The 18,287-nt window shown below is 37.9% G+C and carries 9 protein-coding genes; all 9 read right to left on the bottom strand.

Annotated elements, in window-relative coordinates:
- Positions 1-3,195: a SusC/RagA family TonB-linked outer membrane protein gene (locus P0Y49_03300; GenBank protein ID WEK20175.1), complete on the bottom strand. Its 3,195-nt coding sequence runs from the start codon at positions 3,193-3,195 to the stop codon at positions 1-3.
- A gap of 21 nt (positions 3,196-3,216) precedes the next feature.
- Complete coding sequence (locus tag P0Y49_03295) at positions 3,217-4,665, bottom strand: fasciclin domain-containing protein (GenBank protein WEK20174.1); 1,449 nt, start codon at positions 4,663-4,665, stop codon at positions 3,217-3,219.
- A 78-nt stretch (positions 4,666-4,743) separates the two neighbouring features.
- Entirely contained in the window at positions 4,744-6,471 is a 1,728-nt protein-coding gene (locus P0Y49_03290; GenBank protein WEK20173.1) for a fasciclin domain-containing protein, read from the bottom strand.
- 18 nt (positions 6,472-6,489) lie between these two features.
- Positions 6,490-7,983, bottom strand: coding sequence for a RagB/SusD family nutrient uptake outer membrane protein (locus P0Y49_03285; protein WEK20172.1), 1,494 nt, complete (start codon positions 7,981-7,983; stop codon positions 6,490-6,492).
- A gap of 18 nt (positions 7,984-8,001) precedes the next feature.
- A complete protein-coding gene (locus P0Y49_03280) occupies positions 8,002-11,280 on the bottom strand; it encodes a SusC/RagA family TonB-linked outer membrane protein (protein WEK20171.1) in 3,279 nt (1,092 codons plus the stop codon).
- Between the two features lie 22 nt (positions 11,281-11,302).
- On the bottom strand, positions 11,303-13,534 hold the full coding sequence (locus tag P0Y49_03275; protein WEK20170.1) for a fasciclin domain-containing protein: 2,232 nt from the start codon (positions 13,532-13,534) through the stop codon (positions 11,303-11,305).
- Between the two features lie 463 nt (positions 13,535-13,997).
- On the bottom strand, positions 13,998-16,784 hold the full coding sequence (locus P0Y49_03270) for a glycosyl hydrolase (GenBank protein ID WEK20169.1): 2,787 nt from the start codon (positions 16,782-16,784) through the stop codon (positions 13,998-14,000).
- Positions 16,785-16,786: 2 nt separating this feature from the next.
- Complete coding sequence (rhaM, locus tag P0Y49_03265; GenBank protein WEK20168.1) at positions 16,787-17,098, bottom strand: L-rhamnose mutarotase; 312 nt, start codon at positions 17,096-17,098, stop codon at positions 16,787-16,789.
- Positions 17,099-17,135: 37 nt separating this feature from the next.
- Entirely contained in the window at positions 17,136-18,269 is a 1,134-nt protein-coding gene (locus tag P0Y49_03260; GenBank protein ID WEK20167.1) for a glycoside hydrolase family 88 protein, read from the bottom strand.
- Positions 18,270-18,287 lie beyond the last annotated feature (18 nt).

The raw sequence follows: 18,287 nt of genomic DNA, 5'->3' as shown, positions 1-18,287 counted from the left end.
TTATAATCCAATTCTTACACCCAATTGCACAGAGCGGAACTGTGGTTCCAGAGTGGTATCTATCCCTTGCGTATAAATGCTTCCTGTTGCACTAAACTCAGGATCATATCCCAAATATTTTGTCATCGTAAATAGATTATTGGCTGTAACATATACTTTGGCATACTTTAAAAATTTGTCCTTCATTGGCAAATTGTAAGTAGCCGTTATAGTACGTAAACGGAGGTAAGATCCATCCTCAATCCACCGGTCAGAAAAACGTGAATTTCCCATAGGATCCCCGAAACTCGTTTTTGGTATGTCAGTTGCCTGTCCGTCAGCTTTCCAGCGATTGTTCATTGCCAATGTTTGATTGGCCATCGTACTCACAGATTCTATATTTCTACGGGTATAATTATACAAGTCATTGCCTACACTAAAAGTCATTTGTGCATCAAGCGACCAACGTTGCCAGGCAACATGGTTGGTAAAACTTCCAAAGAAGTCAGGATTTGGATTCCCAATTACCACGCGGTCTTTATCATCAATAACCTTATCACCATTGGTATCTACAAAACGAACATCTCCACCTGTAAAATTACGAATCGTTCCGTTTGAAGTTTTAATAGCTAATCCTGAGGTTGTAGCATCTGCATTACTGGCAAAAATGCCATTTGTTTTGTATCCATAAAACAAATTGGCTTCTCTACCAACCTGACTGATATAAGTTGCACCTGCATAATTATTAAAAATAGCATTTTGTGGAAGCTCAGTAATTTTAGTTTTGTAGGTTCCTAAGGTAATACCAGTATCCCATTTCCATAATCCATAATTTACAATCCTTGCGTTAATACCCAAATCAAAACCATTGGTTCGCATTCCTCCACTATTTGTCGTTGCAAATGCTAAGCCAGAAAAGGACTCTAAAGGTTCGTAAATTAGCATTTTTGATGTTTTATTATTGTATACATCCAGACTTAACGATAAACGTTCGTTAAACAGCGCCACATCAACGCCTAAATTGGCCTTGCGAACGGATTCCCATTGCAATTGAGGATTAGCAATATTTCCCCTTACCAGCCCTTGCATTCCCAATAAATTTTGAGAAATATAGTATTGACGAGCAGTATAATTCCCGATATCATCATTAGCCGTCAACCCAAAACTGGCACGTATTTTCAGTAAATCAACTGCATTCAAATCTTTCATAAACTCTTCTGAAGAAACCAACCAACCAGCAGATATGGCAGGTAAAACCGCAAATGTTTCTCCGCCTAATTTTAGCCCTTCTTTGGCATCTTTCCCAAATCTAGAAGAACCATCTAAGGAAATATTAGCAGAAATAAAATATTTGTCCTGATAGCTATAATCTGCAGTCAAATAATTATTTAACCATCGCCAGGAACCAATATCTCCACCCAATTTTCGCAGCGCATTTAAACCTGTTCCAACACTGATAAACTGATCCGTTGGTGAGTTGTAACCTAGGGCAAAATCCTGCTCTGCATCCGTGCTATTAAATCTGAAGCCAAGAGTTGCCGCCAATTTATGATCATGGTTAAATGATTTATTATAACTTAAACGGGTGTCATTGTATAAGGTAAATAAACGCTGCACCTGATTTGCCAGTCTGTTTTGCGCAATCGCATTGCTCAAGGTATCATTTACAGAACCCTTACGAGGAATGAATACATTTTCTCTGTTTTTATCATAATTTACACCGATTAGTGTAGATAAGGCAAATTCTTTGGACAGTTCGTATTTAAAATTAATAGAGCCAAAGAAGCGATACACCTTACTTTTCAATTGAGCATTTTCGATCAATGCAACCGGGTTGCTCACAGAAAAGGTATCTGCTTCTGCTAATAAAGGAGAAGCCACACCATTTCCATCAAAAATATTTGGAGCAACCAATGGGGACTTCACCAAACCAATGTAAACAGGATTAGTCTTTGGTGATAATCCCTGATCAAACAATTTTTGTTCGCTATAGCTAAAAGCTAAATTTGCATTTGCAGTCAGCTTCCTAGCCAGGTTAAAATCAGCATTAAATCGGGTGTTGTAACGTTGCTGATCCGTCTCTTTTGTAATGCCTTTATTGTTAGTAACGCCCATAGAGAGCGCATACTTGGCAATATCATCTCCTCCGGTAACTTTCAAAAAGTAATTTTGATTATAGCTCTGCTTAAACACCTTATCCTGCCAATTGGTATTGTTGTGATAATTATAATAACTCGGATTTGCTTTGTTATCATTCATATACGGTAAAGCAGCAATCTGGCTATCTGTATAGCCGCCACTTTTCAACAATTCGGAAACATAAATACGATAATCCCCAGCCTGCATAACCGGGATTTGCTTGGGTGTAAAATTAAGTCCGCCGTAAGCTGCAAAATCTATTTTTGTAGTAAGTTCTTTGGCATGTGAAGTCGTAATCACAATTACACCATTAGCAGAACGCGCACCATAAATTGATGCTGTAGCATCTTTAATGACAGTAATGTTTTCGATATCCTTGGGGTCAATGTTTTGAAGTGGGTTACTCACATGGCCCGCAATCATGGAATTACCGTAACTGGTATTATCGTAAACCATTCCATCTACAATAATCAGAGGCTGGTTTCGCGTATTTAGTGAATTGAATCCACGTAAAAATAATTCTGCACCAATTCCGGGAGTTCCTGAACGTCTAATCACATTTAAACCAGGAACCCTTCCCTGTAAATAACTATCTGGCGTTTCACTGTTCAAGGCCCAGCTTCCTTCAGTATTAATAGTAGAAATTGCGGCTGTGGATTTATTTAACTGTATAGGACCTGTTAAGAAAATCGCTTCATCATAAAATGAATTGAATGCGCTTTCGAATAAAGAAGCGGTTATCTCCTTATGTGACTTTAAAGCGATATCTTTTTGTTGGTAACCAGGACCTGAAATCATCAGCGTTACTTTATAATCAGGTACCTTAACAGAAAACCTACCTTTTTCATCTGTAAAACTAGATGAAAATCCAGGAACAGCAACAGTAATACCGTTCAAAGGTTTTCCAGTAAGCGCATCTTTTATTGTACCTGTTGCTTTGATCTGGTTCTTAGAAGTCTTTTTTACAGGGACTTCTGTTTTCAGAGAATCGGGTTGTTGTGCATACCCCGCTAAACCTATAACAACCAGCGCTGCTGTAAATAGCTTTTGTTTAATATTAATATTCAGATTGTGCATAATTTTATGGCTGGTTGAGAATTAATTGATTGGTACCAGTTTAACATAATCAAGACTGATCGTATTTAAACCAGCAGTAGTCACTGCATCACCGATGGCATATAGAAAAGTGTTCCCCCAAGTATTAACTGTAATGTCTCCAAGATAAACCTCAGCAAATGGAGCCCGAGGCCTGATTTTATCAGTAGGATCGTTATATGCCACAGTCGTATAAGGTATTATATCCACATAAGGTAGTGTTGAACCAATTGCGGATGAAAACCCTAGTTTCTGCTTAAAATTAACTGGAGCAGAAGGTGTTGCAGTAGACCAGGACTGGTCATTTAAAGCACGCCAATAAACCTGATATTTGGTTGAGTAAAGATTATTAATTCTTCCCCTTGCCCAAAATGAAGCGACGCCGGTTCCAGATATAAACTTATCAGAAAACTGCAAGCCATTTTCGTCTGATCGTATTCTGGTAAAAATATTGGCACTTTTATCGTTTTGAGAATAAGAAGTCAAACTTTCACCTTTAATTACAATAGGGCGAATTTTATCTTGAAGCACATTAAAATTGACCTTATTCATGATGTAAACGATACCGTTGCTTGCCCGATAAGAAGAAACGATTGCACTTTTATCTATAGGTATATTCACACCTGTGGAGGATAGCAAAGACGTGCCCAACTTTTCAATTGGAACAATCGTATTTGCCACCAAATCTTTAATCACATTCCAGGAGGTTCGGTAAACAGTTGTACTATCATACCGACTATCGGTCCTTGTAACCTTAAAATATTTATTCAACTTATTGTATTCCTGATCGAACGCATCATCTGTCAACAAAATATAAGTAAACTGACCTCGTTCATTACTTAGACGGGCTATTTGCTCAGAAAAATCATTTCTTGTCCCTGATACAGCATACACTTTATTACCAGCACCATCTAAATCATAATTTAAGGACTTGATAAAATTATTTTGCTTTTGCCCGTTCGTTGTTAATCCACTAACATATTCATACACATTTTGATGTACTTCGAGTGCTGCATCAATCTCATGAAATACGCCATTCTTTACTGCCAGATCAGCTTTAATCAATTTAGCTTCATCAACTCCATTTTGACTAAAAGTGATATACTTGCCATTTAAAGTTTGAATTCGTTCTTCGGATAAACCATTTAATTTAAGTAATGCCACGGAGTAATTCTGGTTAACAATATGATTCGCAACAAATAATTTTGCAAGCACATCGTCATTTAACGTAGCTGCCGGAACCTTTTGCAGCGCATCATTTGTTGGAGCCCATACGGTAAATGTCTTGGAAGACTCCAAAACCTGATCATAACCTGTTTTTACAAGAAGATCAACAAATCTACTCAATTCAGGCTGCTGCCTAACTTTATCTAGAAGGGTTATCGAATTATCTTTATTAATCAATTCAGTTCTTGCTGCCCAATTATCCTTACAGGAGATGAACATAATCATTGATGCGAAAAAAATTAGTAGCAATAAATGCTTCCGGAAACTATATATCATGTAATACATTTTAAATCGTCAATTATATTAAGGTCTATTTTGAAGTGTTCCATCCCGCCGAATACGTGGATACTGTTGATCCATATCTACCGGAATAAATTGAACCATATCGATCGTTACAGAACCAGCTTTTCCTCCAACTGAGGTTAAACGAAGTACATGTCTATCTGTTGTTTGGATATTGACTGTCCCCATCAAACGCCCGACAAAATTCGAATTTGACGAAGGATTATCTGCTGCATATCTTTTATATCCATAGGATTCCAATAAATTATCGGAATTGGGATCGCTAAGCGAAACACCTGAAGCCGTCAAGTAATCCAACCAAACCGCTACATTTGGCAAAATCTGTTCCTGTGAAGTACCTGGGTCCATACTAGCTTGTAAACTAGGTAAGTCCCCCCTTCTATAACACACCCAAACTTTATATTTGCCTTTAACCAACATCGGTGTGGTAAAATTCATCCAGGGTTGACGACCAGATCCAAATGCTAATACTAACAGATCTCCATTCGCATAAGGGTCAGCTAGCGGTGCTACTCTGTACAAATTATCAGTACCCGAACTTGAAGTTCCAAATGCAATACCAGCGCACAGACTAGTTTTAATACCAATAGATACATCCGGAGCTCCAAGCTTTCTAAATGTGGACAGCTTCATCAGCTCAGGTTGATCTGCAAGATCCCAATATATCGGAGTCGCCTGACGCACTTTTATAGCATAGTTCCCTGTTACAGAATGCAAGACTCCATTTGTCGCCGTATTATCACTTGCTAATCGATCTATTAGATAACCTGGCTCGCGCACACCATTGAACACATCGTCATTAATAAGAACATTTTGACCATCCAACTTGGATGTTATAATCTCTTGGGGTGCCAAAGTTGGGTGTGACGATGCAGTAACAATATCTGCCAAATAGCGGGCCTGAGGAGAAATCCGATAAGCAACAAATAACCATAAACTATCTGCATGATTAGTAGGGTCTCCTGATTTGCTATACTTTGCCTTGAGTTGTGCATAAGAATTAATTCCTGCTGATTTAAAAACATTATCAGTTTCAGCAATCAGTGTTTGAAAACGACGTGTAGTATCTCTGGTATTATTTGCTGGCAATACATTTAAAGAGTCGTAAAACTTAGTTGCTTTCAATGCTTCAAGAAAAATGGAATATTTAGTATCTCCTTCTATCATTTGGGCTAATGTCTTGGTAGCCGGAGTCAATACTTTATCTAATACGTGTATAATCCCATTTCCTGTGCGAATATTTGCTTGTATTACATTCGCCTGCCTGTTAATCGTATAACGGGTAACCCCATCTATGTTGGCTGCCCCTGTCAATAAGTACTGTCCAAACATTGTCAATTGCTGCAATTTTCCATCTTTAAAGAATGCCGTAGAAACTGTATCTACAATCGTATGTAATCGGACCAGATCTTTCAGCTCTGCAGCTGAAATCTGATCGATTGAAGATTTCCCTATAGCTTGGAGATACGATTTAACCGCATCATTAGTAGGTGCAAAAACAGTGTATTTTCCGTAAGCACCCAAAAAACTTGCTGTACCACTTTTTTCCAGTATTTTCTGAAATTCAGAAAATCGATCAGGGTTGTTTTCAAAATAACCTGTTATGTTTACATCACTAGTTGTTGTTAGCGTCATATGTTCCCTTTTGCAAGAAAACAACAAGACTATAGCCATAAGCAATGCACAAATAGTTGCGCAAATACCTTTTTTAAAATTTAGTGTTTTCATAATCATATTCTTTATAGATTATTTGTAAAATGGATTCTGTTTCAAAGTCTTGTCAGTATTGATTTCATCATCAAATATTGGGAGATAATGACTGTTCTTATCCTGATACTTTACAATAGCAGATTGTTGTAAATCACTAGGAACAGCCGCCGCAACCATGTTTAAAATCACGTCAATTCGCCTATAATTGCCTCTTTTCGCATTTCTCAGAATATCATACCAGCGCTTGCCTTCAAATGAAAACTCCCGGGCCCGTTCTTCCAAAATATAATCTGCAATTCCGTCTTTGTCCGTAATGTCCGGCTTTCTTTCTGTTGCAACCAGTGCACCTGCCCTATCGCGAACAACTTTAACCAAGTCCAGTGCCTCTTGTCCTCGACCTACTTGAGAGCAAGCTTCGGCTTTCATCAAAAGTACATCCGGGTATCTGTAAGCAAACCAATGTGCATAGGATATATCTGAAGTTCGAGTCGTATTGTAATCAACACCCATGTATTTGTAAATCATGTTGTCTTTAGGACGAACTGCTGCATCAAGCCCTCTCCGGTCTACATTCAAATCATTTACAAAATCTTGTGTATAGATGGTTTCCATTACATTTGGTGCAGCATTCAAACGTCGATTTGTAGGTAAGAACATTGCGTAAAAAGGATTCAACTTTTGTGCATCAAATTGAAATTCAAAAATACCTTCTGTTGAATTACCCTGATAAAATACATTATGATACATTTGTGCACCTGAGACAAGACTAAACTTCTTCGAATCGATCACTTTATTACACATCTCGATACACTCATTGTATTTTTCCATCCATAAATAAACATCTGCCAGCATGGTTTCGATAGTATATTTTGTGATCCTTCCAGTGTCATATTGTTTATTTCCATAAGTTGTGACAGCCAAACTTTCCGCCTTTAATAAATCTGCAATAATCTGGTTTAATATGGTAGCTTTGTCTGTTGTGCCAAGGTTTTGAATCTCCTGATCAGTAGAAGTTGACTTTAACTTCAAAGGAGCATCACCCCAAGTGCGCACTACATAAAAATACATCAGGCTGCGCAAAGCCAATGCTTCCGCCAGATATGCATCTAAACTTACTTGGGTAAATGTATTGTCTACCTTCTTTACATCTGGAGCAAAGTCAATCACCGTATTGCAATAATTAATGGTTCGATACAATGACTTCCAACTAGTTAAAGAATTACTAGACAATATATTAACGTTCATAATATTTTGTTCATCTATCGTAATTCCCAGACCTGGAGATACCATATCTGCCCTTAACTCTCCCCAAATAAAAAGATAGTCAACCAATGCACGATCTTTTATACCTATGGGTGCACCCAAAAGAGATGAATAACACCCAATCACCGCCGCTTGTACATCCTCTTTCGTTTTCCAAAACTCGTTACGAATAATTCCATCTTGAGGTTTGAGTGTTAACCATTTCTTACAGGAAGAAATCGAAAACAATAGGATGAGTAGTGAAACTCTATAAATATTTCTTTTCATGTTCTTATTCTTTATCAATTAAAACCGGGTAGATATTCCTATAGTAAATACTTTCGGTGGTGGGGTCATCGAATTATCGATTGCAATAGAGAATGCATCTGTAATTTTAGTCCCTACCTCTGGATCCTGTCCCAGGTATTTAGTGAACGTGATCAAATTTTCCCCTGTTCCGTAAATACTCAGTGCATTCAATTTAAATCGTTTAAGTATTTTCTTATCAAAATCATACCTTAAAGTAATCGTCCTCCATTTCAGGTAGGATCCGTCCTCTACGTAACGACTTGAACCTAACCAGTTGTAACCACTGCCATATAGCGCGCGTGGCACATCAGTTACGTCTCCCTCGTTCCTCCATCTTCTTAATACTGCAGTACTTTGATTGCCATAACCGGACATATTTGTTGTATTCATTTTAGTCCCATTGATCAACTGATAACCTGTTCTATAGCTAAAAAAAGCTGATAGCTTAATATTACCGTTAAAAGTAATAGATGGACCAAATCCACCTGTAAATTTCGGATTGCTGTTGCCTAAATAAACAATATCCTTATAATCAATCGTACCATCATGATTAATATCTTCATACTTGGCATCACCTGGTTGAAAGATATAATCTGTACCCGGATAGTTAAAGCGCATATATACTTTGTTGCCATTAGGATCTAGGATAGGTGCTCCGTTTTTATCTTTGGCCACAGTTTCTTCCTTATCTTTGTACACACCTTGAAATTTGAACCCATAAAATGATCCGAAAGGATTATTAATCTGCAGGAATTGTTTAAACTTTCCGTTTTCATTAATTTTAGCCTTATTTTCTGTTGGATAAAGTGGAGAGATTTCCCTTATCATATTTTGATTCTGTGCAATATTGAAACTGAAGTCAACCCGCCATTTTTTTGATTTCACAACTTGTGTATTGATGTTAAACTCCCATCCCTGGTTGTCCATAGTACCAATATTCATATCGACAGCATCAAAACCTGTGTAAGTCGCGAGCCTAAGCCCTGGAAGAAATAAGTCTTTAGTTCTGTTGCGATAAATATCGACATCACCAACTACACGACTGTTAAATAAAGCAAAACTTAACCCGTAATTTAGACCATGTACCGTTTCCCATTTTAAATTGGTCAACTCCATATTTTGTGTATAAACACCGGACAGTCCCATATAACTCCAATCGAAATTCCCATAGGTGTTATAAAAAGTATAGTCCTTTTTTGGGGCATTTCCAGATTGTGCATAACTCAAACGAAAACTTAAATCATCAATAAACTTGAACCGCTCCATGAAATGTTCTCCTGAGAAGCGGTACCTTCCAGATATGGACGGGAACAAGCCAAACCTATTATTTTCTCCAAAACGGGAATTTCCGTCCACCCGAAGAGATCCACTAATAAAATAACGATCCAAAAATCCATAATTGGCATTTACGAGACCAGCAACAGTACGGTATTGTGTTTGAACTGAACCCAACTTAATCTGATCATTTTGAGTTCTTCCCGGAATAGATGGATCCTGAAATAAAGAAGATGCAGTATTGGCATTCATCACATTCTGATTTACATAACGGTTGTCGGCAGTCTGAAAACTCATCAGCGCTTGAAACTTATGTTTATCGTTCAGATGCGGGGTAAAAAGTAAATTAGTTTTTGTACCCACATTAAAAACGTCGTAATCCAGATCTGTCGCTCTGTTAACTGTAATTTCTGTAAATGGTCTTCCTGTAGCAATTTGAGGCAAAAATGTACTTGTTTTTTGCGTATTGATATCAAAAACAACATCGGTTGTAGCCATCAACAAATCTTTAACGATGTCAAATTGCAGATTAAAATGTGGAATAATCCGATCCCCAAGAGACCTATTGGTAGCAGCCATAGCCATAGCGACTGGATTATAAGTTCCTTTGATGGCATTCTTATCATCAAAATAGAAATAGCCTTGAATGTTAGATGCCGGGGAAAAATAATTGGGTGTTAACAGTCCATAATCATTGTACTCCATGATGCTCATGTTTGGCATCTTACTATAGGCTACATCACGCACATTGCTATACAATTGATTATTGGAAACATGCGTATAAGCAAAATCTGTACGAAAGCGTAAACGATTAGATACATTATAATCTAAGTTGATACGTGTAGTGATACGGCTTAAATCTGTACCTATCGTTGTTCCTTGCTGACCAAAGTAACCCAATGAAGCAAAGTATCTTGCTTTTTCACCACCACCAGAAATAGAAACGTTATGGTCTTGAAGATTTCCTGTACGGGATATGGCCGAGATCCAGTCGGTATTGTTGCTATAATTTTTGTACCAGTATAAATCTTGAGGATCATATTGAAATTCTTTAACCGTTTGTGTATTTAGTGGAACCCCATTCCTGTTCATAAACTCTTCTGGTATCAACATGGAATACTGATCGCCCGTTAGCATTGGGATGGCACTCGGCTGTTGAGATAAGGAGCCTTTAAAAGTATAACTGATTTGCGGCTTACCTATTGAACCACGTTTCGTATTGATAATTAATACACCATTCGACCCTCTCGAGCCCCAAAGCGCAGTGGCTGCCGCATCCTTCAATACGCTAATATCCTTAATATCCGAAGGAGCAATATTTAAAAGTTGAGCATAACCCTGATCATCTGCCGTCGCAAAATTGAAACCTTCAGGAACAGCAGTTTCATAAGGCATTCCATCAACAACGATTAATGGCTCTGTTGCCCCATTAAGGGAAGAAGTACCGCGAATTCGGATTGACATCCCAGCACCCGGATCTCCGGAAGTAGCTGCAATATCCACGCCTGACAAACGGCCTTGCAATGCCTGATCTATAGACCCGGCTTGCATCTCTTCCAGTACTTTCGCATCTATGCTGACAATGGCTGTGGTACGATCCCTATCGTCTACATTCATTCCCGTTCCATTGTTAGTTTTACGTCTGGCAACCACAGTTACATCGTCCAAACTATTGGTACTTGGAACCAATTGAACATTAATGACTGCCCGTCCATTGATACTAATTTCTTTCTGCGTTACATATCCAATAAAGGATACCATGATCTTATTATTTGGATTGGAAATACGCAAAACAAAATTTCCATCTATATCTGTAACAACGCCATTTACAGTCCGCCGATCTTTATCAATCTCTACCACACTGGCGCCAATAATACTCTGCTTATCTTTCGAATCAGTTACTTTCCCCCGTACTGCGGTTATGGTTTGAGCATAACTTCCACTCCACATGAATAGCAGAGTCAACAGTATAGTAGAAATACGCGTAAATATTTTATTCATATACCTTCTCGTTTATAATTGGTTAATATGTATACTTTAAATAGCCATCAATTTGATGAATCAATGTTCGGTTTGACAAAACATTACTATTCGCTGTTATTACATTAGAAGTTCTTCCATTCATGTCGGTAACTCTTAAATTGTTTAATTGATTTTTGATTACAACAATTCCAGCATCCCCATTAGAATCTTTAAAAAGAGTTTCATAACTACCATTCTTCACCCCATCCGTTGCAATGGTGTTTCTATTTAAAATATGGTAGGCAATAAATTTGGTTACCTTAGCAATATCAACTGAAGTCGTTGGATTATACAATGGAGTAACAGTTGTTCCAGATACAGTCCCTGGCAATATGTCATCTTTAACAGCTTGTTTGATTGCAGCATCATTTGGAACAAATACAGTGTAATTTACACCCAGTGATACGCCTTGAATTTCAATCGTCGTTTTATTTACACAAATAGGATTATTAAAGAGAAATTGATAAAAACCATAAAATGGATCAGTTGGAAGTGTACCATATTTTTTTAAATGTTCGCCAACATTTTTTGTGGTAAAGGATAACAGACCATTAACGTAGAAATTTTTACCATTGGTAGCTTGTCTGAAATCAGCGCCTTTAATTTTAACAACAGGTATTGATTGCTTGCTGACATCTGTACTATCCATTGTTCCGGAAGAGGATATTCTATTATTCTTATAGGTTATATATTCACCGCCAATTGTTTCCAGAACCCCAGCGCCCGAAAAAGAACTTACTTCGCCTTCCAGAACATGTGTATTAAGCATCCTGATTACATTTGTGGGTGATGTTCCACCAATTACTGTAGTACCACCCGCAGGCGTATATTGAAAAGTTGAATTCAAATTATTCCAGTCATATCCTGCTGCCTTTAAAGAGGCGTCATTCATCATTAAAACAGTATACTTGAGTTTCGGCACTGTAATTCTTGTTTTCATAGCAGAGAGATCCATCGCCCTGATCATTAAAGAATAAGCCGGATTGAGATACGGAGCACCATAAACAGTATGAAAAACATTAGCCTTTTGAACCTGGTTCGTTCCATAAAAAAAACCATTACTTAGAATTTTCTTGTCAATTACATTAGAATTAGGATCAAATCTGGCTTCTTCTCCAAACATATTTACTGTGTTATTAAATCTTGTAGGCCATACAGCGGATTGCCACATGTGGCAATTCATTAAGTCTAAAACAACATTTAGGGGCAAACGATCAACTGTGCTGTAATACTCAAGAATATAGCTATTTAAATAGGCAGTAAAAGCAGCGTTATTTGGAGCAAATAATGTCCAGCCATTGCTTTGTCCGTCATTATCAGTTAATTTTAAATAATTTTCATTGTTAGGAGAAAAAGAAAGCAATGGGTTGTAAGTTTTAACTTTTACAGAATCTGAAGAGCCAGACAAAATCTGGTATTTTTTTGAAGCTTCAGGGCTATAAACATAGCTTACAAGAAACCTATCATATACTTTTTTGAATTCGCTGTATTCATTATGTGATGATAAGTATTGATCGATATTCTGCGGTGGTGTATTCACTTTATCAATTACATGAATTACTCCATTTTCGGCAACAATATTAGCTTCAACAACATTACCCCCAGGTACATTAAAGTTTGTATAAGCAACCTCCGGGAAGAAATAGTTAAAGTCGGCTGCTGAAAGTGCATTGGCTGCCATATATGATTTTATAAAATACGGATAATACTTATTATTGTTATCCGCAAATGCATAACTGCCATTTCTATTCGAGGCAATAATTTTGATATTCTTACCATTAACCACTTCGGTATACACTGAATCGTAATAAGCAGTACGTCTTTTAAATGCAGAATTAACAACCCAACCTGCATTGGATTGAAAGTCACCCAGACGATCAGTCTTAAATGCATTAAAAATAAGTGCATACTTCACAATACCGGTAGCTGTTATAGCATCTATCTGATCAACACCAGAAATCCCCTTCTCTTTAAAGAATTTACTAAAAGCATCATCATTTGGCGCAAACATTGTCCAATAGCCAGATTTACCTAATATATCCTTGTACCCCGCTTTATCAATGCAATACAATAAACTGGTAAAGTTACCTCTGGCCTGCAACTGCTGATATATGGGATCTGCCAGGGTAGCAGGCCGTCCATAATACGCATCAAATTCCTTCTTTCTGCAGCTTGCCAGAGCCACAATAAGTGTCAATATGACAATTAAACGTTTTTTGAAAAGTTTATCCATAGCATTTTTCATTGAAAAACACCTTAATAACTAAAAGTAGGTAAGCGACAAAAAATCTGTAATCAGTAATAAACAGACATTATATATTCACTGATTCCAAGAAAGAAAGTAGAGGTTTTTACATACAGTTTTATTTGGTTATTAACGGTGGTTAGCTCGAGTTATTTGGTTACTGGTTATTTGGTTAATTTATTATTTGGTATTTAAATTAAAAATATAGGATATTGATTTTTTTGGCAACCTGCTTCATCCTGTTTAGGTTCATCAAACCATTTAATTTTAAACACTTAGCATAAATAAGCGTTGTATAGACACTTATAAGCAGTTTTTCAGTCAAAAAAAATGTAAAAATATTTTTACATTTTTTTTGACTGAACTGAAATTCATGTATAAACCCGAATTTTTTAAACAAAAAAACCGATAAATACTTATCGGTTTTTCGCATAATTTTGTATGATCTTATCTAAAAGTAAGAAGAAATGGTAACAGGACCAATTAAACCGGAAGGCATCACCAACCAATTCGAAGCATCAAACGGCTTATAATTAATGTTCACAAAATTGATCTCATGATAATTTCTCCACTGGATTTTCTGTTGATCCATATAATGAATACGGTTAGCCATCAGGTTAACCACTTCGATTTTAATTGTATTGGTCCCTGCTTTCAGATATTTGCCTACCCGAGCTTGAAAAGGGATACTCCACAAGATCCCAACTTCCTGCCCATTAATCCAAACCCTTGCGCTCTCATCAACTTGATTCAGGTTTAATACATATTCCCTGGCTGCTTTCTCTTTAAGCGTAAAGCTACTCGTATATACACCTGTACCGGAGAACCGTTGCAGTTTAGGATCCGAAAGACTAGTCCAGGATACCAATTTATCTAATTTCTGAGCTGCCGGTAGTTCTGGTCCCCCGGAAGTAAAACTTAATGACCAGGCATTTGTCAATTCAATTTCTTTGCCGGGTTTACCTAAATAAGCCCAGGATACCATAGCAATTGGTTCCTTTTCTACAACCTTAAGTATCATGGCTTCACCAGACTTGATTTGTAGCCTCATTTTAAACTGTCCGCCTGCATTACTTGTAGCAGCCTTTCCGCTAGCCCCGCTTTGTGGATCCATAATCAACACCGTACCTTTTTCATTAAGCGGTAAATCCGTATCCAGATCTTTAGCTGTATGATTAACGATATAATAGTATTTACCCCCATTAAAACTACGACGAATAAACTGTAAACCTGTATCTGTTAGTTCTTCACGATGAACCGCCTTATAAGCTAAAGCCTTTTCCACATCTGAGGCCAGCAAAACAACTCCCTTACCGGTTTTAAATTGTTTTACACCATTCCCGGCATCCGAAAAATTCAATTTAGCGAGAATAGCTTTCAATTCGCTCCTCCGCTCTTCCAACTTGTTTAAACCCGGAACATCTTTCGGCAATTGCTGAAAAATAACCGTTGCGCCCTCATTTGCCAACTGAATGGCCTTATTGATTGTTTCCAGACTAATCAAGGTACATTCAGGAATGATTAGTACTTTATAGGGTGTGGCCTTAGGTTCAGTGCTAACCAACCCATTCTGAACAACGGATTGTCCCAGTAAACGGTCAGATGCAAAATCAAAAGAATAACCCGACTCCGCCATTTTCTTTGAAAGCTTATAAAATGCAGTGGGATGTAACCATTCATCTATGTTATGTACTTTAATGGCCATATCCATTCCCTTCGCACGATTCCATACATCATAAATTGGCCAGTAAATCAGTAGTTCATTATCGGCCTTCCCAGATTGAAGAACCGATTGACATCTGGTGAGGTAGGTGCTCAAACCATTAATTTGTGGCCACAAACTATTGTTCGGATTGAATTCTGCGGAAGCATAAAACAACCATCCCGGCCAAACCGCATCTTCAGGAGAATTGGTTGTACCATGATAAACGATATGGTTTACTCCAGAAAGAAATAGCTGCTCGGCTTCTGGTTTACATTGCGAATAAGAAGTTTTAAAATGCTCACTCAACCAGGTAAAGGTTTCAGAAGAAATCAAATTCTTAGCACCGGTATGGGCTGCAGAGGAAGCAAACTTACACATCATCGGATCAGGATCTACATTTCTAATATCTGCGCTATCTCTACGAAGTCCTGGAATAGGAAAATAACTAGAACCAAAAGTTTCTGTTTCCGGAATGTCTACTGCACCATAAAGGTCAAGTAAGTTTCCCGGAGAGCCATGGGATTGATTTCTGGTTATTGATCCATATTTGTGCGACCAATCCGTCCAGTTATGTGTAAAATTGAATAACAATAAATCACTCATTGTTTCCCTATAATCTGATTTCAGACGGGCGATATGCTCAGTAGTAGAGTCTTTTCCAACCAACTCCCTAAGGTGCTGTTTTAAATCATAGCCTCTGTTCTTCTTAAATTCATCAAAAAAAGTAGGTGTCCAGTTTGCCCCATAAACTTCATAACTATCGTTAAAGAAGGCTCTTACACCCTGTGATTTATTTCCAAAAGCATTGTCAAAACGACTCAAATAATTTGTCACCGCAGTTTTATCCAGATGATCAACAGTAAGTCCCTGTCCACCAGGTGCCGCACGTTTCACTTCTTGTCGAGTTTTACCCGAAAATGCAGCATACAATGTCCAATTACCATCTCCCGCTGTCCAATTCAAAATTCCACCAGCATCAACTTTATTAAATAAGTCTAACACCTCTCCGTTGCTACCATAAGCAGTAACGGCCTGCAATTTAGCGACATTCTGTCTTGCTTCTTTTACTTTGATAGCTTCCGTTAGCTTTTGACCTGGTTTCAGCTCATACTGCTGTACAATTAGCTTTGTGGCCGCATCCTCAGGTTTTACCATCGGACCACCAAAAGGCCAACCTGTTCCGGTATTCATATCCACGCCCATACCTAATGTATTGGATTTTTGAACCGTATAACGAAGCATTTCTACCCATCTTGGGGATAAGAAATCAATGTATCGTTTCTCAAAACCTACAGCCCCATATATTGGTGTAATTTCTACCCCTCCAATACCAGCTTGCTGATATTCAGTCAATACTTTATTGAGATTCCGTTCATCCACAGCACTTCCCATCCACCACCAACGGGTCCAGGGTTTCATTTGTTTTTCTACCACAGGCCATGGTCCAGATGCTTTAATCTTGTTTTGCGCTTGTGCCGTATTAAATAATAATACACCAATAGCTAATGTGGTTAGGTTTAGTTTTAGTTTCATCTTTAATCCAGGTGAAATACCTGCTCCAATTTTATACTCACCGGCGAATTGTCCGGATTAGTTTCCATAATATCGGCCATATAGGCCCACCATTTTTGTACAATAGCTGTAGTTCCCAAATCCTGAGACGATGCACCATCCTGTTGTTGTACCGCGAATAGCGTATTGGTTTCTTCATCCAAAAAAATAGAATAATCGCTTATTCCATTGCGTTTTAACAAAGTAGCCAGCTCCGGCCATATTTCGTCATGTCTTTTTTGATATTCCGCTTTGGCACCAGCTTTAAGCTTCATTTTAAATGCAATCTTTGACATATTCCTTTAATTTATTTGAACAGAATAATACCTGATTTTACTTTTTCATTTTATAAACTTCTGTACCTGCCAGCAGGAAACAACCCAATCCGTAATCTTCAAAATCAGGGACATTGGTGTAACTTACCGGTTGGCCATCTTTAGGTTCCTTACCCGTTCCTTGCACGTAACCCAAAAAACCATTCTCATGCACAGCATCTTTTGTCATGGCATTCCAGGCCTTTGCAATGATCGGCTGATAAACCTTCTGATCTAAAAGCCCTTGGTTTACACCCCAGGCCATTCCATAAACGAATAGTGCGGTACCAGATGTTTCTTTACCTCCAAAATGCGTTGGATCATGCAAGCTTACATTCCAAAATCCATCCGTACGTTGAACAGGTACCAGCGCTTTGATCATTTCATGATATGTTTTTAAGTATTCCTCTCTGTGTGGTGCATCTTTAGGCATGATATCCAAAACTTTAACCAAGGCTGCAACTACCCAACCATTACCACGAGACCAGTAACAATCTTCACCATTTGGTTCTTTATAAGGCGGCACGAAATCTTTGTCTCTCCACCATAAACCGTCTTTAGCATTGTACAAACCTCCACCTTCTACATTTTTACTATGCATATACATCTTGTACATATACTCATAATAAGCATTGTCGTTATATAGCACGCCCAATTTTGCAAAAACCGGCATTCCCATTTGCAAGGCATCAATCCAGGTCCAGTCATCAATTTTACCCGATTTCATCATCAGGTCCATCGAAGCTTTAATGTCTTTAATGCGTTCAGGTTTTTTATCAATGTTATATAAATCAAGGTATGTCTGACCACATGCCTGATTGTCAGCATTACGCGTACCTATACCATCTCTAAGCCCCCATTTATGTTTATCTCCCCATTGCACCGCGTAATCATAATAAGCCGGATCTGCCTTCAACTGGTATAAGCTCATTAGCCCTTCATAGTATACAGCTCTTGTCCAGATATTACTTGGCCGTTCCTTGTTGGTAATGATGGATTTGCCTGCATCTGGCCATTTGTTCATAAAATAAGCATTGGTCAATACCAATGATTTTAACACCTCTTTTTTTGAAGGATTTTTTTGAGCAACGCTAGTCTGCAGACTTAGTCCAAACAATGTCAGTGCAATAGCAATTTTCTTTTTTATCATCATTATTGTATTCTATTGTAT

Origin of the sequence: Candidatus Pedobacter colombiensis (assembly GCA_029202485.1) — a bacterium.
In the GTDB taxonomy this organism is placed as follows: Bacteria; Bacteroidota; Bacteroidia; order Sphingobacteriales; family Sphingobacteriaceae; genus Pedobacter; species Pedobacter colombiensis.
Note: the sequence above shows the minus strand (reverse complement) of the source record. Positions and strands in the feature narration are given on the sequence as shown.